The sequence below is a fragment of the Candidatus Pelagibacter sp. HIMB109 genome (genome assembly GCF_052048155.1).
GTDB lineage: Bacteria > Pseudomonadota > Alphaproteobacteria > Pelagibacterales > Pelagibacteraceae > HIMB114.
The window spans coordinates 34,403-53,775 of record NZ_JBNAIK010000005.1 but is presented as its reverse complement, the minus strand read 5'-3'; the positions used below and the strand labels follow the sequence as shown (position 1 = coordinate 53,775).

Below are 19,373 nucleotides of genomic sequence, written 5' to 3'. Positions count from 1 at the left end.
AAAGAATATATTGCATTTGCTAATAAAAGCTATTTAAATGCTTTTAACCTTAAGAAAGTAAAAAATGAAAAAAGAAAATAATACAACGGATTTTACAAAAATTCAGGCACCAAATTTTGATCAGTTAAACGACATATTTGAAAACAACTTAAAAATTTATAATAATTTTATTAACAATATGTCTGAGCCAAAAAAAGGTGATCAGAATGATAAAAAGAACGACAAAAATAAAAATAATTTTACCCCGGTAGATTTATTAAATTTAATTAACCCTACTACAACAAAGATCACAAATTCTTTATTTGATATTTCAAGTAAAATGACAACTAAGCCAGATGCTTATTACCAAAATATTAATAAATGGATCCAAGAAATAACTTCTTTAAATTTTTATTTTATTTCGCGTTTATCTAATAAACCTGCTGATCCAATAGCAGTACCCGATAAAACAGATAAAAGATTTTCAACTCCAGAGTGGTCTGAAAATATTTTCTTTGATTTTATAAAACAGTTTTATCTTCTTACTTCTCGTATGATGGATAGTATTGTAGATTCATTAGAACATATTGATCCAAAACAAAAAAAATTAATTAAATTTTATACCAACCAAATAAATGCAGCTTTTTCACCAACAAATTTTGTTGCAACTAACCCAGAAGTATTAAACCAAACTATAAAAGAAGGTGCTCAAAATTTAGTAAGAGGTTTTGAGAATTTTAGAAAAGATTATCTAAAACATCCAAATAAAATGTTTATTTCCCAAACAGCCGAGGAGTTCACTGTGGGTGATAATATTGCAAATACTAAAGGATCAGTAATTTTTAAAAATAATGTTTTTGAATTAATTCATTATTCTCCAGAGACTAAGCAACAGTTTGAAAAACCAATACTTATTATCCCTCCATTTATCAATAAGTTTTACATCATGGATTTGAATGAAAAAAAATCTATGATCAAATATTTACTAGAAAAAAATCAGAATACATTCTTAATCTCTTGGAAAAATCCAAAAGCAGATAGTAAAGACTTTGGTTTTAATGAATATATAAATGATGGTGTGCTAAAAGCTTTAGAGCTTGTTTGCAAAGAAACAGGATCAGATGGCGCAAACGCTGCATCTTACTGTGTTGGCGGAACATTAACATCAATGGTTCTTGCTCACTTGGCAAATCAAAAAAATAATAAATATAAAATTTTATCATCAACATTCTTCACAAGCCTTGTCGACTTTACTGAGCCGGGTGATCTTGGTGTTTTTATTAGTGAAGAGCAAATCGAAATGATTGAAAAGCAAATGAAAGGCAAAGGTTACTTTGATGGTAAAGATATGGCAGCATGCTTTAATTTTATGAGACCTGGTGACCTGTACTGGAATTATGTAATTAATAATTATTTAAAAGGAAATCAGCCTACGGCATTTGACATGTTATATTGGAATAGTGACTCTACTAGAATACCAGAAGTTCTACATAGTGATTATTTAAGATCAATGTACTTAAATAACTTATTAGTTAAAAAACAATATAATTTTGATGGAAACATTTTAGATATGTCTAAAATTTCTACTCCAATGTTTCATGTTGCAACTACTGATGATCATATTGCTCCTTGGAAATCTGTATTCATGGGTTTGTCTCAATACAAAAGTAATATTGAATTCACTCTAGCAAACTCAGGTCATATTGCTGGTATTATACAAGGAAAAGGTGCGAAACCTGGCAAGCAATATTATTTTGAAAATAGTAAAATTGAAAAAGACTCAGAAAAATGGTTAGAAAATTCAAAAAGAGTTGAGGGATCATGGTGGCCTAAATGGACTGATTGGTTAAAACAATATTCTGGTGATTTAAAAAATATTAATGAAATCAATTTAAATAATTTGAAAGAGCTATATAAAGCTCCTGGAAAATACGTGTTAGAAAAATAATGATTGAAATAAAAAAATACTCAAACAGAAGATTATATAATACTGAAACTAGCTCTTATATTACTCAAGAGGATATCGTTTCTTTAATCAAACAAGGAAAGCAATTTAAAATTAAGGATGTTGAATCTAAAAAAGATATTACTTCAAGTATTTTAACTCAAATCGTTTTAGAAAGAGAAACTACTGGTACAAACTTAATTCCTGAGGAATTTTTAAAACAAATTATTCTGTTTTATGAGAATGATAGATCATCAGAGATGTTTGGTTTTTTAAGTAACGTAATGAATTTTGCTGATGCAAATAAATTTTTTAATAATGGCTTTCAAAATATTATGAAATTTAATCCTTTTGATTTCCAAGCTTACTTTAATAATAATTCAAGTAATAATGATGCTAAGGAGACTCCTCCTGCTGAAAATAATACATCAAAAGAAAATGAAATATCAGAATTAGCTAATCAAATTGATGAGCTAAAATCTGAAATCAACAAATTAAATAAAGAAAAAGTTAATTAAAACTATAAGGCTTTCCAGAGCTTTTTAGAATTAGTTCCTGATTCCAAACTACAATTTTTCCACCAATAATTGTTCCAAAGGGAGAGACATCAATATTAGTTCCATTAAATGGAGTCCAGCCACAATTACTTTCTATCCATTCATCCTTTATAGTAAATTTTTGGTTAAGTTTATAAATTGTTAAATCTGCAATATGACCAACCTCAAGTGCTCCTCTATTTTTAATGCCAAAAATTTTACAAGGGTTAATGCACAAAAGTTCAACTAATTTTTTTAAATTAATTTTACCTTTTAAAAAATAATCAGTCATTATTAATCCTATAGTCTGTGTACCTGGCATACCAGACGGGCTTTTTGGATAAGGTTGTTTTTTTTCCTCAATCGTATGAGGAGAATGGTCAGAACCAATGATGCTAATCAAATTATCTTTTACCCCTTTCCATATTCCATCACTATGTTCTTTGGTTCTTATGGGAGGGTTGATTTGTGCAAAAGTATCTAGCTGATCATAGATATCCGGCGCATATAAAGATAAATGTTGCGGTGTTGTTTCTAAAGTTGTTTGCGTTGGTTTTTTATCTCTTACATAATCAACTTCATCTTTAGTTGTTATATGTAAAATATGAATGTTTTTTTTATATTTATTTGAAAGTTCTATTAATTTTTTTGTAGATGAAACCGCACAATCAACACTTCTCCATTTATAATGCGATTTAACATTACCCTCTTCAATTGTACTTTTTCTCGACATGAGCATATCTTCATCTTCAGAATGAATAGATACTATTCTTGGTGAGTTTTTAATAACTTGCTCAATATAAAAATCGTCTTTAACCAAAAGATCACCAGTTGAAGAACCAACAAACATTTTGACTCCGCAGCATCCATCAAAGCCTTTTAAAAAATCTAATTTGTCTGAATTTTCGTTAGTAGCCCCAAAATAAAATGCATAATTACAATGCATATTATCTTTTGCTCTTGATAGCTTATCATTAAGCGCATCTAGATTATCTGTTATTGGAGAGGTATTTGGCATCTCAAATATTCCAGTAATGCCGCCTATCACAGCCGCTCTACTCCCGCTCTCTAAAGTTTCTTTTTTGGGATGGCCAGGTTCTCTAAAATGCACATGAGTGTCGATAAAACCAGGAAAAATTGTAAGACCTGCACAATCTTTTACTTCATGTGGACCATCTGGAATATTCTTATCTATTTTTTTAATCTTATTATCTTCAATTAAAATATCTAAGTTTTGAAGCTCATCATTGTAGCAAACTTGACCATTTTTTAATAATAATGACATAATAAAAGTAATGAGATCTAATTATACAACTAACATAGAAAACAAAAGAGTAATTTCAATAACTGGGGATGAATCCGAGACTTTTTTAAATAATATTATCACTAACGATGTAAAAAAAATAAACTCTAATAATTCTATTTATTCTTGTTTATTATCACCTCAAGGGAAAGTTATAAGTCATTTTTTTATATCAAAGATAGATAATAAATTTCTTATTATAATAGATGATTATTTATCTAATGATCTCATAGAAAAGCTTAATTTTTACAAATTAAGGTCTCAAGTAGATATAAAAGATGAAAATTTATATAATGTTATATTTACAACAGATGAGAATTTTAAATTTAATTCAATTTTAGATTTTGAAGATCCAAGAATTCCTAATTTTGGTAAATATTTTATTTCAAAAAAAAATGACAATTTAGATATTAATTTAGAAGATAATGAAAAATATTATAAATTAATAAATTTAAATGGACTGATTGATAGCATTTTTAATCAAATACAAGGTCAATATTTTTCTTTGGAATTGAATATGCAAGAGTTAAACGCTATTGATTTTTCCAAAGGTTGTTATATTGGTCAAGAAAATACAGCCAGAATGAGTCTAAAAGAAAAAATATCAAAAAAACTATTTCGTCTTAATAGTGAAAGTAAGCTAAGTTCTGGTGAAGAAATATTCTTTAACAAAGAAATAATTGGAAAAATTGTTAGTGAGAATCCAAATTTTGCAATGATCAAAATGTCAAAGTTTAATGAATTCAATGATAAAGATTTAAAAACTCAAAAAGATATAAAAGTAAAAATTTTTAAACCAAATTGGATGAATTGAAATGGTGCGGTCAGAGAGACTTGAACTCTCACGGGAAAACCCACACGGCCCTCAACCGTGCCTGTCTACCAATTCCAGCATGACCGCTTTTTTGCTGTATTCAGAATATAAAATGTGACATTAATGTTAAATATTTTTTTTTAAATAAATATTATATTTAATTATGAGTAACGAAATTAAGTTTAATTCTGAAATAGAGAGCATAACAAGCCCGCTATATAAAAAAATACAAGGTGCCATCCCAGAGATTGAGTGGCCAACAATGGCTCCTTATATTTACGAAATCAATAAACTTAAAAAAGAAAAAGACGTCACAATTTTAGCTCATAACTATCAGGCGCCAGAAATTTTCTATGGTGTCGCTGATATTGTTGGAGACTCACTTGGGCTAGCGATTGATGGAGCGAAAGTAAAAACAGATAAAATTTTGATGTGCGGTGTTCATTTTATGGCTGAGACTGCAAAAATTATGTCGCCTGAAAAAAAAATTATACTTCCTGATTTATCGGCTGGTTGTTCATTGGCAGAGTCAATTACTCCTGCAGATGTAAGAAAATTAAAAGAAGAAAACCCAGGAGTGCCAGTTGTTACTTATGTCAATACATCTGCAGATGTTAAGGCTGAGACAGATATATGTTGTACATCTGCTAATGCGGTCAAAATTGTCGAGTCTCTTAATGTAGATAAAGTTATTTTCTTACCTGATGAATATTTAGCAAAATATGTAGCGAGCAAAACTCAAGTTGAAATTATTTCATGGAAAGGAAAATGTGAAGTACATGAGAAGTTTACTGATACAGAAATTTTAGAACTTAGAAAAAAATATCCTGATTTAAAAGTAGTCTCTCATCCTGAATGTCCTCCAGATGTTATAAAAGCTTCAGACTATACTGGATCTACAGGCTCGATGATTGATTATGTAAAAAATACAAAAGCTAAAGATATCTTTTTAGTCACTGAGTGTTCGATGAGTGATAACATTCAAGTTGAAAACCCAAATATTAATTTTGTTAAACCATGTAACCTTTGTCCTCACATGAAAAAAATTACATTACAGAGTATTTTAAAATCATTAAAAGAAGACAATAATTTAATTGAAATTGATAATGAGATTATTTTGAAGGCTCGCGGTGCAATTGAAAAAATGATTGCTGTTGGCAGATAACATTAGTGAGTGAAAATCAAATAAAGCAATTAATCAATCTTTCAATCCAAGAAGATAAAGTTCATCAAGATATTACATCCAAACTAACAATTCCTAAAAATCTAGTTGTATCAGTAAATATTGTTTCAAAAGGTAATGGGATTCTATTTGGAGTAAATATAGTAAAAAAAATTTTAAAAACTATTGATAAAAAAATAAAAATAAAAATTTTTAAATCAGATGGAAAAGGAATTAAAAAAGGGAATAAAATTATAAATTTAAAAGGTAAAGGACAATCAATCCTTAAAAGCGAGAGAATAATTTTAAATTTCTTAGGTCACTTAAGTGGAGTTGCTTCTGAAACTAAAAAACTAGTTAATAAAACTAAAAAATATAAAACAAAAATTTGTTGTACGAGAAAAACGTCGCCTGGTATGCGTCACCTTCAAAAACTAGCAGTTAAGGCAGGAGGTGGGTTTAATAATAGATATGATTTGGAACAGGAAATTTTCATTAAAGATAATCATCATTTAGATAAAGTGAAATTTCGAGATAAAATTATTCAAGTTATAAAAAAAAATAAAAATAAAAAAATTATTAATGCTGAAGTTGATAATCTAAATCAATTAAAACAAATTGTAGATTTAAAAATTGATAGAATTTTGCTTGATAATTTTTCAATACTAAGTTTGAAAAAAGCTTTAAAAATAATACCAAAAACTATTCAAACAGAAGCTTCGGGTAATATTAATCCAAAAAATATTATTCAATACGCTAGAACTGGAGTGAAACGAATATCTTTAGGTTATTTGACTCACTCAGTGAAAAATTTTGATTTTTCTCTTGAATTTTAACTAATTTCTTTTTGATAAAATTTTAGCTTGAGCAGCTGAAAGTCTAGCGATTGGTACTCTATAAGGTGAGCAAGAAACATAATTTAATCCTGCTTTCTGACAGAACATAATCGAGTCTGGATCGCCGCCATGCTCACCGCAAATTCCTAATTTAATTTTTGATTTATTTTTCTTTGCATTCTTACAAGCAAGTTCAACCAATTGTCCCACTCCATTAACATCTATGCTTACAAATGGATCAATTTTAAAAATATTATTATCTACATAATCATCTAAGAACTTACCCGCATCATCTCTACTAATACCTAGAGTGGTTTGAGTTAAATCATTTGTTCCAAAACTAAAAAAATCTGCATGCTTCGATATATCATGAGCATTAAGCGCAGCTCTTGGCAACTCAATCATTGTTCCAACCATATAGTCTAGTTTTTGATTATATTTTTTTGATATCTCTTTTGCTTTACTATCTACAAGTTCTTTTAAAATTTCTAATTCTTGACCTGTAGCAACAAGTGGAATCATAATTTCTGGTAAAACTTTTATTTTTTCTTTCTTACACTGTAATACTGCTTCAAAAATTGCTTCACATTGCATCTCGTATATTTCTGGATAAGAAATGGCTAATCTACAACCTCGATGACCTAGCATTGGATTTTCTTCGTGAAGATCAGAGATTCTATCTTTAATTTCTTTTTCTGAAATTCCCAAGGAGGACGCCACAGATGAAATTTCTTTTTCACTTTTTGGTAAAAACTCATGAAGAGGTGGATCTAATAATCTAATAGTAACAGGCAAACCTTTCATGATGGAGAAGATTTCATAAAAATCTTTCTTTTGAAAAGGTAATATTTTACCCAAAGCTTCGCTACGATCTTCTTTTGATTTTGATAAAATCATTTGTCTGACATATAAAATTCTTTCTTCGTCAAAAAACATATGTTCAGTTCTACATAAACCTATACCTTCTGCCCCAAACTCTCTTGCAACTTTTGTATCTAATGGAGTTTCAGCATTAGTTCTAACTTGCATTTTTCTAGTTTTATCAGCCCAAGACATGATTTTTGAAAAATCACCTGAAATATCTGGTTTAATGGTTTTGACTTCACCTGACATAACCTCTCCACTTGATCCATCTATTGTAATGATCTCGCCTTCTTTAAAGACTCGATTGCCAACTTTAAATTCTTTGCTTTGATAATCAATTTGAATTGTTCCAGAACCAGATACACATGGTTTACCCATTCCTCTAGCAACAACTGCCGCGTGACTTGTCATACCACCGCGACAAGTTAAGATTCCTTCTGCTGCATTCATACCGTGAATATCCTCTGGTGATGTTTCTAATCTTACAAGTATTGTTTTTTGATTTTGTGATTTCAAAGTTTCAGCATCATCAGCAGAAAAAGTAATTTTTCCAGATGCTGCTCCTGGAGAAGCTGGCAGTCCTTTTGCTATAATATCTTTCTCGGCTTTTGGATCTAGAGTTGGATGAAGCAAGGTATCTAGCATTTTAGGATCAATTCTTAATAATGCCTCATCTTTTTTTATTAAGTTTTCTTTCACCATATCTACAGCAATTTTTATTGCAGCTTTTGCAGTTCTTTTTCCAGATCGTGTTTGAAGCATCCAGAGTTTTTTATTTTCAACCGTAAATTCAATATCTTGCATATCTTTGTAGTGTTTCTCTAATTTTTTATAAATTTGAACTAATTGCCCATAAACTTTTGGCATTGTTTCTTCCATTGATAAGGCATCTGATTTTGCTTCTAATCTTGCTTTTTTGGTAATGTTCTGTGGTGTTCTAATCCCTGCAACTACATCCTCACCTTGCGCATTGATTAAATATTCACCATAAAAACTTTTTTCACCAGTTGATGGATTTCTTGTAAACGCAACTCCTGTTGCGCAATCATCTCCCATGTTTCCAAAAACCATTGACTGTACGTTTACAGCTGTTCCCCACTCTTCTGGTATATTATTTAATTTTCTATAAGTCTTTGCTCTTTGATTTCTCCATGATTGAAAGACTGCTCCAACCGCTCCCCATAATTGTTGATATACATCTTGAGGAAAATCTTTTTTGATTTCTCTTTTAATAACATCTCTAAAGTCTTTAATTAATTTTTTCCAATCTTCTGCATCCAAATCAGTGTCCAATGTTACACCTTTTGTTAATTTATAATTTTCAATTAAATCTTCAAAATTATGATGATCAACACCAAGCACAACATTGCTATACATTTGAATAAAACGTCTGTAGCTATCATACGCAAATGTTTCATTTTTAGTCTTAGCGGCTAAACCTAGAACTGTTTCATCATTTAAACCTAAGTTCAAAACCGTATCCATCATACCAGGCATAGAAACTCTCGCTCCTGATCTTACAGATACCAAAAGTGGATTCTTTTTATCTCCAAATTTTTTACCAATTTTTTTTTCTACATCTTTGATCGCAGACTTTACTTGCTTGTCTAAGCCGACTGGATTTTTTCTGTTTCTTTTATAAAATTCATTACATGCTTCAGTTGAAATCGTAAAACCTGGTGGCACAGGAAGGCCTATTTTTATCATTTCGGAAAGATTTGCACCCTTTCCGCCTAGTAAATTTTTTAAACCAGTTTTGTCTTTTTTTGATGTTTTACTAAAATTATAAACCCAAGTTGCCATTTTTAAGATCCATCTAATTTTGAAAAATCAGTAAATTTTTCAAAGGTTTTACATAAGAGAGTTAATAATTCTAGCCTATTTTTTCTTACCTGTTGATTATCATCGTTGACCTTTACATTATCAAAGAAATTATCCGTCATAGGTTTTAACTCTGACAATAAAGTTATAGTTTTTTCATTATCTCTTAGTCGACTGGGAGTTGTAAAATAATCTCTAGCTTCGTTTAATTTAATAAGCATTTCATCTTCAGAAGGGTGTTGAAATAAAACATTATCCGGATTTCCAAAAAACTCTTCTTCTTGATTTGATTGATCTAAAATGTTTTTTGATCTTTTATAAATTGAAATAGCATCCTGGCCTTGAGATTTTTTTAAACATTTTGAAAGTTCATTTATATTTTTCATAATTAAATAAAAATCATCTGACCTGTTGTTTTCTAAAATTGAATTGGTAACATCTAATCTTGCACCTTTATCCTTTAAATTAATTTTAAATCTTTCAATAAAAAATTGAAAAAGATCCTCTATAACTTTTTCATTTGTTAATTGGTAATTTTGAGTAAGGTAAAGATTCTTTGAATTATTTAATATCTCTTTTAAAGATAAGCTAATTTTATTTTCAGTGATTAATCTTAAAACACCAAGACAAGCTCTCCTTAGAGCAAAAGGATCTTTTGAACTTGTTGGTTTTTCATTAATTCCAAAAAAACCAATTAAAGTGTCAATCTTATCAGCAACTGCAACTGCAATTGAAATTTTTTCTTTTGGAACTTTTCCACTTGGGCCAAGAGGTAAATAGTGATTTTGAATAGCATTACTAATTTCTTGGCTAAAACCTTGCTCTAATGCAAAATATCTTCCAATAGTACCTTGCAGCTCTGGATACTCACCCACTAAATCAGAAACCAAGTCTGCTTTGCAAATTGAACCAGCAATTTCTGTATCTTCTTTGTTTGCTCCAATTGTATCGGCAATCACAGAACTCAACTGACGAATTCTTTGAGTCTTGTCATAAAGCGTGCCCAGCTTTTGATAAAATACTATTGAATTTAATTTAGTAACTTGTTTAACTAAATTTTGCCTTTTATTTTTATCCCAAAAAAATTTAGCATCTGATAATCTTGCATCAATTACTTTTTCGTTTCCTTTAGTAATTAAATTTTTATTATCAAAATTATTTGCAACAAATAGAAATGAATTTATTATTTTATTTTCCTGCTCTGACTTCATGGGAAAATATCTTTGATGATTAACCATTGTTAAGTTCAATAATTCATCTGGTAATTCTAAATACTCTGGGTCAAACTTACCTTTTAAAATTACTGGTGTTTCTACTAAATTTGTAACTTCATCAACCAGAGCATTATTAATTTCTAGAGAGCATTTATTTTTTTTTAATAGTTTCTCTAATTCAATATTTATTTTTGACTCTCTTTTTATATGGTTTATTTCAATTTTATTTTTTTCTAAGTTTTTTTTATAATCTTTAAAATTTTTAATCTTAATTTCTTTATCTTCAAAAGGCCCGTTAACATAAGTAGAGTTTGATGAATTAATATGAAAAAAACTAAAATCTAATACTTGATTATCAAGTAAACACAGTATGGACTTTAAAGGCCTTCCCCAAAAACAATCATGATCAGACCATCTCATTGACTTTTTCCAGTTAATAGTCTGAAGAATTGAAGGTAATTTTTTTCTTAAAATATCAGAAGTCAGTAAAGTTTTGGCTGGTAATTTTACAAAATAAAATTCTCCTTTATCTGTACTTTTTTGAATTAAATCCTCTTTTAGTGCATTTTTAGATTTCAAAAATCCCTCAAGTGCTTGATCGTTACATCCAACCTTAGGTCCTTTCACTTCTTGAGACTCTATTTTTTGATTTAAAGTAATATTTTCAATAAAAACTATTAATCGTTTAGGAGTAGAAAAAATATCAAATTCTTTGAACTTAATATTATTTTCATTCAATTCTTTTAATATCAATTCGTGAATTTGTTTTCTGGCATTAATCTGTAAACCGTGAGGAATTTCTTCAGAGTAAAGTTCTAGAAAAAAATCTGACATTATTGTTTTTCAATCCAGAGTTCTCCACATGCTTTTGCTAAAGTTCTAATTCTTGTAATATAGTTAGCTCTTTCAGCAACACTAATCACTCCTCTTGCATCTAACAAATTAAATAAGTGACTAGCTTTAAGACACTGGTCGTAAGCTGGTAAACAAAGTTTTTTTTCTGCTAAATCTTTTGACTCTTTTTCAACTTTATTAAACTGGTCAAATAAGCTTTCTGTATTTGCGTGTTCAAAGTTATATGCTGAAAATTCTTTTTCAGCTTGTAAAAATACATCTCCGTATTTGACACCTTCATGATTCCAATCAAGATCATAAACATTATTTTTGTTTTGAATATACATACAAATTCTCTCTAAACCGTAAGTAATTTCTGATGACACAGGCTTGCACTCAAATCCTGCCATTTGTTGGAAATAAGTAAACTGAGTAATTTCCATTCCATCACACCACACTTCCCAACCTAGTCCTGAAGCACCTAATGTTGGACTTTCCCAATCATCTTCAACAAATCTAATATCATGATCTTTATAAATAATTCCAAGAGCCGTTAAGCTTTTTAAATATAACTTTTGAATATCTTCTGGCGAAGGCTTTATGATTACTTGAAATTGGTAGTAATGCTGAAGACGATTTGGATTTTCTCCATAACGCCCATCTGTTGGCCTTCTTGATGGTTGAACATACGCTGCTTTCCAATGTTTTGGCCCGAGTGATCTTAGTGTAGTTGCTGGATGAAATGTACCGGCGCCTACTTCAATATCATATGGTTGTAAAATTACACATCCTTGATCTGACCAAAATTTTTGCAGTTTAAAAATAATTTCTTGAAAAGTTAGATAAGGAACTTTTTTTTTTAATTTTTTAACTTTAGGCTGTTTTTTAACTTTCGTTTTAACTTTTTTTTTAACTAAGTTTTTCTTTTTGATCATAGTCCAAATTTATTCCATAACGATCTTGTTTCAATTTCGTCTGCAATATTTGAAAATTGGTTTGATATTTGACTTGATAATTTTCTTTTTAACCAGCTTTCAGGTTTGTCAAATTTCTTAATTACAACTTTTTTTCCATATTTTTCTTGAATAACATCTTCCATATTACCAAGACCATCAACTAATCCTAATTCTTTAGATTGAATACCTGACCAAAATTCACCGGTAAATAATTGATCATCTTTATCAGATGAGATTTTATCTTTTCTACTATTTTTTACTAAGCTAATGAATTGTTCGTGCAAATCTAATTGTATTTTTTTTAATCTTTCTATGTCTTCTGGCTTTTCATCCATAAAAGGATCTAGAGTACTTTTATTTTTACCTGCAGTATGAACTCTTCTTTCAATACCAATTTTTTTAATAAGTTCTTTTAATCCAAATGATGAATATATAACTCCAATAGAACCTACAATCGAACTGGGGTTCGCATAAATTTCATCACCCGCACAAGCAAGCATATATCCTCCGGATGCAGCCACATCTTCAGCAAACGTTATAACTTTTACTTTTTTTTCTTCAGCCAATCTTCTGATTAACGAATAAATCAAATGAGATTGTACTGGAGATCCACCTGGTGAATTAATTGAGATTGCTACAGCAGATAGTTTTTTTTGATTAAATGCTTTTTTAATAATTTGCTCATGACTACTTAGACTCATGCCTTGCTGAAATCGTCCAACATTTCCGATAACTCCGCTTAATCTAATGTGTGCAACTTGTGGTTTTTTTGAAAAAATCATAACTATAAAAAATACTTATATTTATTGGTAATTTAATTAAAAGTGCTTATTACAACTGCGTCATTTCATTGTTAACAAATCATCATTAAATAAGCTAATAACACATATGCTTTTAAACGTATTACCTTTTAAAAAGATAAAAACTAACCCTTTTGAGGAAATTAAATCGGTATATCAAGAACAATTGAAAAAGGTCGATGATCATATCAAGTTAAAACTGTCGAGCCATGTTGAACTGGTTGGGGAGATGGCAACTCACCTTATGAGTACGGGTGGCAAAAGACTAAGGCCACTTTTAACAATATGCTCTTCTGAAATATTTAACTACAAAGGTAATAGACATATTAATTTAGCAGCTTGCGTAGAGCTTATTCATAATGCCACTTTATTACATGATGATGTAATTGACAAAAGTGAGTCTAGAAGAGGTTTTAAAACAACCAATGCAATTTGGGGAAACAAAAGTTCAATTTTAGCAGGTGATTATTTGCTTAGTCGATGTTTTGAAATGATGGTAGATGATGGATCACAAGAAGTTTTAAAAATTTTGTCATCAGTATCGTCTGAAATCGCGCAAGGTGAAATTATGCAATTACAATTTGAAAAACAAGTTGATATGGTTGAGAAAAATTATCTAGATATTATTTCTGCAAAAACAGCATCTTTGTTTGGTGCTTCAATGCGCGTTGGTGGTTGTATTAATGATAGATCGAACAAAGAAAAAGAAGCGCTAGAATCTTATGGAAGAAATCTAGGAATTTGTTTTCAAATTACAGACGACATTCTAGATTATTCATCAAAAGAAAAAGTGTTTGGAAAAAAAATTGGAAATGATTTTTTAGAGGGAAAAATAACATTACCAATCATTTTACTATTTCAAAAATCAACTCCTAAAGAAAGAGAAGTGCTACAAAAGTATTTTTCACAAAGTGTAAGATCTGAAAATGATTTTGAGCAAACATTAAAATTGATAAATAAATATCAAATTATTGAAACTTGTAAAAAAAGAGCTGATTACTTTTCGAGTGTAGCCTCTGACTCACTGTCAGTATTTGAAAAAAATTTTGTTGTAGAAAAACTACAAGAATTATCTTTTTATATTGTAAATAGACTTAATTAATTAAATATAATCCAAAATTTAAAACTGAAGCAAAGATTACCCAAAGTAAATAAGGCACCATAAGTATAAAAGATATTCTTGATCTTGGTAAATATAAAACCATTAAAATACTAATCGCTATAATTAAAAATATAATATTTATAAAAGCAGCAAAAATTAAATGATAATAAAAAAATATAAAGCTCCATGTTAAATTAATCACTAAATGATAAAAATAAATTTTTATAATTTTTTTTGAAAAACTTGGTTCACTCACTTTAGTTTTTTCATAAACAATCCAAATCGCAATACTCATAAACGCATAAAGTGTTGTCCAAACAGGAGCAAAAATCCAATCAGGTGGAGAAATTGGTAAACGATTTAATGATTGATACCAAGGATCAATATTTATTCTTGTAACATAACCTGCAATTAATGATGAAAAAAAAGTGACTAATAATATTAAGATTAAGCTCTTGTACTTTTTAATCATTAAAAACTAAAGTGCTTAGAATAATATAAAGCTAATAGACCTAAAATATGACCGTAGTAAGTTAAGTTAACAAAAACTCTAAATATAAATTTATGATCATCTTTCATTTTTAGATAATCACACAGTACGTTACCTGGGTTGTATAATACTTCTAATTTCATTAAGCCGCTTCTTCGTCGCGGTAACTATCTATAGATGGGCATGAGCAAATCAAGTTTCTATCGCCATGAACATTGTCTACTCTTGCCACAGGTGGCCAGAATTTATTGGCTTTTAAATAGCTAAGCGGGAATGCTGCTTGCTCTCTTGTATACTTATGTGTCCAAGAGTCAGATGATAATTCTAAATTCGTATGAGGTGCATTTTTAAGTGGATTATCTTGTTTATCAAAAACTTCGTTTTGAACCATTTTAATTTCTTTTCTGATATTAATCATCGCATCACAAAACTTATCCATTTCTAATAAGCTTTCACTTTCAGTTGGCTCAATCATCAATGTACCTGCAACTGGCCAAGACATTGTTGGAGCATGATAACCATAATCTATTAATCTTTTAGCTATATCTTCTTCAGAGATTCCAGACTCAGCTTTTATTGGCCTAAAGTCTAAAATACACTCATGGGCTACCAGGTTATTTTTTCCTTTGTACAAAGTTTGATAAGAACTCTCTAACTTTTTTGACATATAATTTGCGTTTAATATTGCAACTTCAGTTGCTAATCTTAAACCCTCTGCTCCCATCATTTTGATATACATCCATGAAATCGGCAGAATACTTGCGCTTCCCCACGGTGCTGCTGATACAGAGCCCATTCCAGTTTTAGGGCCAGAATTAACAAGAACATGATTTGGTAAAAATGGCTCTAAATGTTTTCCAACACCAATGGGTCCCATTCCAGGTCCACCGCCACCATGCGGTATACAAAAAGTTTTATGAAGATTCATGTGGCAAACATCTGGTCCAAACTTTCCAGGTTTTGCTAATCCTACTAGAGCATTTAAATTTGCTCCATCCATGTATACTTGGCCACCATGGGAATGAATAACATCACAAATCTCTTTAATATGCTCTTCAAATACCCCGTGTGTTGAAGGGTAAGTAACCATTAAAGCTGCCAGTTGTTTTGAATTCTCTTCAGCTTTTTTGCTTAGATCATCAATATCAACGTTTCCGTCTTTGTCACAATTAACGACTACAACTTTCATACCTGCCATCTGTGCACTTGCTGGATTAGTTCCATGTGCTGAACTTGGTATCAAACAAATATTTCTATCTGTGTCTCCGTTATTTAAATGAAACTTTCTAATTACCATCAATCCCGCATACTCACCTTGCGCGCCTGCATTTGGTTGTAAAGATACTCCAGAAAATCCTGTAATTTCTGTAAGCATATCTTCGAGATCAGCAAACATTTTTGAATAACCTTTGGCCTGATCCAAAGGTGCAAAAGGATGAATACCGCCAAACTCTGGCCACGTTACTGGTATCATTTCTGCAACAGCATTTAATTTCATTGTGCACGATCCAAGTGCAATCATCGATCGATTTAATGCTATATCTTTATCTTCTAATTTTTTTAAATATCGAAGCATTTCTGTTTCAGAATGATATGAATTAAAGATCTCATGAGTTAAAAATTGTGAAGTTCTTTGAAGTGAATTTTCAATTGAAGAAATATTTACTTTATCAATACTATCGACTTGTTGATTTAAACCAAAGATTTTAAAGAGATTATTTAAATCTTTGATTTCTGTTGTTTCATCAAAAGAAACTGAAAGTGCGTGTTGATCTATTAATCTTAAATTAACTTTAAACTCTAAAGCTTTTGCATAAATCTCTTGCGTTTTATCTTTTGTATTTATTGTAACAGTATCAAAAAACTGATCTGATAAAATTTCAAATTTTGTTTTTACAATGTCTGCAAATGCATTTGCAAATTTTGCCGTTCTTTCTCCAATATGTTTTATGCCATCTGGGCCATGATAAATTCCATATGCTGCTGCCATTATTGATAATAAAGCTTGAGCTGTACAAATATTACTCGTCGCTTTTTCCCGTCTAATATGTTGTTCTCTTGTTTGAAGAGCCATTCTTAAAGCTTGATCATTATTTCTATCTTTTGATACACCAATTAATCTTCCTGGCATTGCGCGTTTAAATTCATCTTTAGTTGCAAAAAATGCTGCGTGAGGACCACCGTAACCCATTGGAACACCAAAACGTTGAGAGTTTCCTACAACAATATCCGCACCCATCTCTCCAGGAGGCTTTAATAAGGTTAAAGCTAATAAATCTGTTACTAGAATAGCTTTTCCATTTTTATCTTGAGTTTTTTTAATAAAAGTTTCCGCTCCATTTATTTCTCCGTAAGTATTAGGATATTGATAAATTGAGCAAAGCAAATCTCCTTCTACTTTATCTATATTGTCATCATCTCCAATTATAACGTCGAGATTAAAAGGTTCTGCTCTTGTTTTAACAACATCAATGGTTTGAGGATTGCAATTTTTCGATATAAAGATTTTATGAAGTTTACTCTTATCTACTCTTTGACAAAGCGCTACAGCTTCAGCGGCTGCAGTTCCCTCATCCAACAGTGAAGCGTTCGCGATATCCATACCCGTAAGATCAGTAACCATCTGTTGGAAATTTAATAACATCTCTAATCTTCCTTGAGCTACTTCGGGTTGATATGGAGTGTAAGATGTATACCAACCTGGGTTTTCTAATAAATTTCTTAAAATTACATTTGGCGTATAAGTTCCGTAATAACCCATACCAATAAAGCTTTTAAAAATCTTGTTTTGACTAGCGATTTGCTTCAATTGTTGAAGCGCTGCATTTTCAGAAATAGGTGAATCGATATTTAAAGCACTGTTTTCTAAAATTTTTTCAGGAACAATTTTTTTAATAAATTCATCTAAAGAGTTAAAACCCAAATAAGATAACATCTTATTTTGATCCGAAGATGATGGACCAATATGTCTTCTAATAAATTCTTTGTTTCTGTTATCTGTCATTAGGCATTCTCCGATGTTGCAAATTTATCATAATCTTCCTTATTCATTAACTCGTTAAGTTGTTCTGGATTCGAAACTTTAATTTTAAAAAACCAACCATTTCCTTCTGGATCTTGATTTACAAGAGAAGGGTCAGAGACTATTGCTTCATTACTTTCTGTAACTTCTCCAGCAATTGGTGAATAAACATCACTTGCTGCTTTTACAGATTCTACAACTGCAGCCTCTCCTCCAGCTTCAAATGTTTTTCCTTTATCTGGTACCTCAGTAAAAACAATATCTCCTAATTGCTCGGTTGCATGTTTTGTTATTCCAATCGTTGCTGTATCTCCATCTAGTTCAACCCACTCATGTTTTTTTGAATATTTTTTTTCAGCCATTACTTTCCTTTCTATTTTACGTAATTTTTTTTATAAAAAGGCATCTTAAAAATTTTTGCTGCATGCCTTTTTCCCCTCACTTCTAATTCTAAATCTTCTCCTTCATTAGAAAATTCTTTCAATACATAACCCATTGCAACAGGCCCATTTACACTTGGTCCAAATCCACCACTTGTTACAATTCCTATTTCTTTATCATCTTTAAAAACTTTTGAACCTTCTCTTGCAATTGTTTTTTCAGGTTTGATCCCTACTCTCTTTTTTAAAGCACCATTCTTGATTTGATCTTTTACAATTGAAGCACCTAAAAAATTTCCTTCTTCTTTATTTTTCTTAGATAATGCCCAAGTTAAACTTGCTTCTACAGGTGTAGTTTTGGTATCTAGATCATGGCCATATAAACACAAACCAGCTTCTAATCTTAAAGAGTCTCTTGCTCCTAGCCCAATAAGCTTAACATTATGATCTTCTAATAAAGTTTTGCAAAATTTTTCAGCTAAAGAATTTTTAATTGATACCTCAAAACCATCTTCTCCAGTATATCCCGAACGCGTGACATAAATATCTTCATTATTTAATTTAAACTTTGATCCGTTCATAAAAGTTAGAGCTGAAACTCCAGGAATGATATTATCTAAAATTTCAACAGCTTTAGGACCTTGTATTGCAATTAAAGATAAGTCTTCATGTAATTTAGTTTTTGAAGGATCGATTACTTCGTGAATTCTTTTAATATCGTGATGTTTGCAAGCCGCATTAAGAACTATATTTAGTCCACCTTCAATTTTCGTGACAATCAAATCATCATCAATACCACCATCTTTATTCATCAAAACAGTGTACTTAGATTGGTTGTTATTTAATGATTTTAAATCAATAGGAACTATTTTTTCTAAAGGTAGATATTCTTCTTCAGTTCCATAGATTGAGAATTGACCCATATGAGAAACATCAAAAATTCCAGCATTAGCTCTTACATGCAAGTGCTCTTTCATAATGCCTTCAGGATATTGTACTGGCATTTGGTATCCCGCAAATGGAACCATCTTTCCACCAACGGATACGTGAAAATCGTAAAGCGCTGTTTTTAAATCTGTAATTTTTTCTGCGTTTTGACTCATTAATAAACTCTGTTCATATGCCCGTCTGTCGATTTACCTGAGAGATTTGCTCCTTCGGTGGGACTTCAATCCGCTTTCCAGAGTTTATTTTATATACGGTCCATTTACCTGAGAGTTTCCTGGGCTTTGCTCCTTCGGTGCTGACTTAACAGACTCTCCCGTATAAAGTTACAGTATCTTTTATATATCCTTATACAATAACGCAATAGTTG

Annotated in this window: 16 protein-coding genes, 1 tRNA gene and 1 riboswitch; of the genes, 6 read left to right on the top strand and 11 right to left on the bottom strand. The window is 30.4% G+C overall.

From position 1 onward, the window contains the following. Positions 1-64 precede the first annotated feature (64 nt). Positions 65-1,927: a PHA/PHB synthase family protein gene (locus ACTTAQ_RS04255; protein WP_440695840.1), complete on the top strand. Its 1,863-nt coding sequence runs from the start codon at positions 65-67 to the stop codon at positions 1,925-1,927. After that, entirely contained in the window at positions 1,927-2,442 is a 516-nt protein-coding gene (locus ACTTAQ_RS04250) for a polyhydroxyalkanoate synthesis regulator DNA-binding domain-containing protein (protein ID WP_440695838.1), read from the top strand. Before ACTTAQ_RS04255 ends, ACTTAQ_RS04250 begins: the two co-directional genes overlap by 1 nt. On the opposite strand, the gene ACTTAQ_RS04245 is transcribed toward ACTTAQ_RS04250, so the two are convergent. Next, a complete protein-coding gene (locus tag ACTTAQ_RS04245; RefSeq protein WP_440695836.1) occupies positions 2,435-3,745 on the bottom strand; it encodes a dihydroorotase in 1,311 nt (436 codons plus the stop codon). The two genes, ACTTAQ_RS04250 and ACTTAQ_RS04245, sit on opposite strands and share 8 nt — an antisense overlap. A gap of 10 nt (positions 3,746-3,755) precedes the next feature. Here ACTTAQ_RS04245 and ygfZ point away from each other — a divergent pair, with 10 nt between their 5' ends. After that, a complete protein-coding gene (gene ygfZ / locus ACTTAQ_RS04240; RefSeq protein ID WP_440695834.1) occupies positions 3,756-4,577 on the top strand; it encodes a CAF17-like 4Fe-4S cluster assembly/insertion protein YgfZ in 822 nt (273 codons plus the stop codon). Between the two features lie 2 nt (positions 4,578-4,579). Here ygfZ and ACTTAQ_RS04235 read toward each other — a convergent pair. Then, positions 4,580-4,664, bottom strand: a tRNA-Leu gene (locus tag ACTTAQ_RS04235). A gap of 76 nt (positions 4,665-4,740) precedes the next feature. Between ACTTAQ_RS04235 and nadA the strand changes: the two genes are divergently transcribed. Next, positions 4,741-5,742 (top strand): quinolinate synthase NadA, encoded by a 1,002-nt coding sequence (gene nadA, locus ACTTAQ_RS04230; RefSeq protein ID WP_440695832.1) that lies wholly within the window; start codon positions 4,741-4,743, stop codon positions 5,740-5,742. Between the two features lie 5 nt (positions 5,743-5,747). After that, complete coding sequence (gene nadC / locus ACTTAQ_RS04225) at positions 5,748-6,575, top strand: carboxylating nicotinate-nucleotide diphosphorylase (protein WP_440695830.1); 828 nt, start codon at positions 5,748-5,750, stop codon at positions 6,573-6,575. On the opposite strand, the gene ppdK is transcribed toward nadC, so the two are convergent. The 4 genes from ppdK to ACTTAQ_RS04205 are packed head-to-tail and all read right to left on the bottom strand — an operon-like array spanning position 6,576 to position 13,046. After that, positions 6,576-9,242 carry a pyruvate, phosphate dikinase gene (ppdK, locus tag ACTTAQ_RS04220; protein ID WP_440695828.1) on the bottom strand — a complete coding sequence of 889 codons (2,667 nt, stop codon included), beginning with the start codon at positions 9,240-9,242 and terminating at the stop codon, positions 6,576-6,578. It abuts the gene before it with no gap. Between the two features lie 2 nt (positions 9,243-9,244). Beyond that, positions 9,245-11,308 carry a glycine--tRNA ligase subunit beta gene (gene glyS / locus ACTTAQ_RS04215; RefSeq protein ID WP_440695826.1) on the bottom strand — a complete coding sequence of 688 codons (2,064 nt, stop codon included), beginning with the start codon at positions 11,306-11,308 and terminating at the stop codon, positions 9,245-9,247. Continuing rightward, on the bottom strand, positions 11,308-12,243 hold the full coding sequence (locus tag ACTTAQ_RS04210; RefSeq protein WP_440695824.1) for a glycine--tRNA ligase subunit alpha: 936 nt from the start codon (positions 12,241-12,243) through the stop codon (positions 11,308-11,310). The genes glyS and ACTTAQ_RS04210 overlap by 1 nt, the downstream gene beginning before the upstream one ends. Next, the gene (locus tag ACTTAQ_RS04205; RefSeq protein ID WP_440695822.1) at positions 12,240-13,046 is read right to left on the bottom strand and encodes a S49 family peptidase; all 807 of its coding nucleotides are present in this window, start codon (positions 13,044-13,046) and stop codon (positions 12,240-12,242) included. The genes ACTTAQ_RS04210 and ACTTAQ_RS04205 overlap by 4 nt, the downstream gene beginning before the upstream one ends. Before the next feature lie 106 nt (positions 13,047-13,152). Between ACTTAQ_RS04205 and ACTTAQ_RS04200 the strand changes: the two genes are divergently transcribed. Further along, on the top strand, positions 13,153-14,166 hold the full coding sequence (locus ACTTAQ_RS04200; RefSeq protein ID WP_440695820.1) for a polyprenyl synthetase family protein: 1,014 nt from the start codon (positions 13,153-13,155) through the stop codon (positions 14,164-14,166). Here ACTTAQ_RS04200 and ACTTAQ_RS04195 read toward each other — a convergent pair. The 5 genes from ACTTAQ_RS04195 to gcvT are packed head-to-tail and all read right to left on the bottom strand — an operon-like array spanning position 14,159 to position 19,161. Then, on the bottom strand, positions 14,159-14,638 hold the full coding sequence (locus ACTTAQ_RS04195; RefSeq protein WP_440695818.1) for a TspO/MBR family protein: 480 nt from the start codon (positions 14,636-14,638) through the stop codon (positions 14,159-14,161). The two genes, ACTTAQ_RS04200 and ACTTAQ_RS04195, sit on opposite strands and share 8 nt — an antisense overlap. Continuing rightward, positions 14,638-14,799 (bottom strand): hypothetical protein, encoded by a 162-nt coding sequence (locus ACTTAQ_RS04190; protein ID WP_440679712.1) that lies wholly within the window; start codon positions 14,797-14,799, stop codon positions 14,638-14,640. Before ACTTAQ_RS04190 ends, ACTTAQ_RS04195 begins: the two co-directional genes overlap by 1 nt. Continuing rightward, positions 14,799-17,660 carry an aminomethyl-transferring glycine dehydrogenase gene (gene gcvP, locus ACTTAQ_RS04185; RefSeq protein ID WP_440695816.1) on the bottom strand — a complete coding sequence of 954 codons (2,862 nt, stop codon included), beginning with the start codon at positions 17,658-17,660 and terminating at the stop codon, positions 14,799-14,801. The genes ACTTAQ_RS04190 and gcvP overlap by 1 nt, the downstream gene beginning before the upstream one ends. Then, on the bottom strand, positions 17,660-18,040 hold the full coding sequence (gcvH, locus tag ACTTAQ_RS04180) for a glycine cleavage system protein GcvH (protein WP_440695814.1): 381 nt from the start codon (positions 18,038-18,040) through the stop codon (positions 17,660-17,662). Before gcvH ends, gcvP begins: the two co-directional genes overlap by 1 nt. An 11-nt stretch (positions 18,041-18,051) precedes the next feature. Next, complete coding sequence (gcvT, locus tag ACTTAQ_RS04175) at positions 18,052-19,161, bottom strand: glycine cleavage system aminomethyltransferase GcvT (RefSeq protein ID WP_440695812.1); 1,110 nt, start codon at positions 19,159-19,161, stop codon at positions 18,052-18,054. Positions 19,162-19,247: 86 nt separating this feature from the next. After that, positions 19,248-19,332: riboswitch (glycine riboswitch) on the bottom strand. Positions 19,333-19,373: the final 41 nt, after the last annotated feature.

What these genes read in the sequence shown, in the direction of transcription:
- ACTTAQ_RS04250 (WP_440695838.1), top strand. Translation starts at nt 1,927, where the DNA reads ATGATTGAAATAAAAAAATACTCAAACAGAAGATTATATAATACTGAA.
- nadA (WP_440695832.1), top strand. Translation starts at nt 4,741, where the DNA reads ATGAGTAACGAAATTAAGTTTAATTCTGAAATAGAGAGCATAACAAGC.
- gcvH (WP_440695814.1), bottom strand. Translation starts at nt 18,040, where the DNA reads ATGGCTGAAAAAAAATATTCAAAAAAACATGAGTGGGTTGAACTAGAT.
- ACTTAQ_RS04210 (WP_440695824.1), bottom strand. Translation starts at nt 12,243, where the DNA reads ATGATCAAAAAGAAAAACTTAGTTAAAAAAAAAGTTAAAACGAAAGTT.
- glyS (WP_440695826.1), bottom strand. Translation starts at nt 11,308, where the DNA reads ATGTCAGATTTTTTTCTAGAACTTTACTCTGAAGAAATTCCTCACGGT.
- ppdK (WP_440695828.1), bottom strand. Translation starts at nt 9,242, where the DNA reads ATGGCAACTTGGGTTTATAATTTTAGTAAAACATCAAAAAAAGACAAA.
- ACTTAQ_RS04195 (WP_440695818.1), bottom strand. Translation starts at nt 14,638, where the DNA reads ATGATTAAAAAGTACAAGAGCTTAATCTTAATATTATTAGTCACTTTT.
- ACTTAQ_RS04205 (WP_440695822.1), bottom strand. Translation starts at nt 13,046, where the DNA reads ATGATTTTTTCAAAAAAACCACAAGTTGCACACATTAGATTAAGCGGA.
- gcvT (WP_440695812.1), bottom strand. Translation starts at nt 19,161, where the DNA reads ATGAGTCAAAACGCAGAAAAAATTACAGATTTAAAAACAGCGCTTTAC.
- ACTTAQ_RS04190 (WP_440679712.1), bottom strand. Translation starts at nt 14,799, where the DNA reads ATGAAATTAGAAGTATTATACAACCCAGGTAACGTACTGTGTGATTAT.
- ACTTAQ_RS04245 (WP_440695836.1), bottom strand. Translation starts at nt 3,745, where the DNA reads ATGTCATTATTATTAAAAAATGGTCAAGTTTGCTACAATGATGAGCTT.
- ygfZ (WP_440695834.1), top strand. Translation starts at nt 3,756, where the DNA reads ATGAGATCTAATTATACAACTAACATAGAAAACAAAAGAGTAATTTCA.
- ACTTAQ_RS04200 (WP_440695820.1), top strand. Translation starts at nt 13,153, where the DNA reads ATGCTTTTAAACGTATTACCTTTTAAAAAGATAAAAACTAACCCTTTT.
- gcvP (WP_440695816.1), bottom strand. Translation starts at nt 17,660, where the DNA reads ATGACAGATAACAGAAACAAAGAATTTATTAGAAGACATATTGGTCCA.
- ACTTAQ_RS04255 (WP_440695840.1), top strand. Translation starts at nt 65, where the DNA reads ATGAAAAAAGAAAATAATACAACGGATTTTACAAAAATTCAGGCACCA.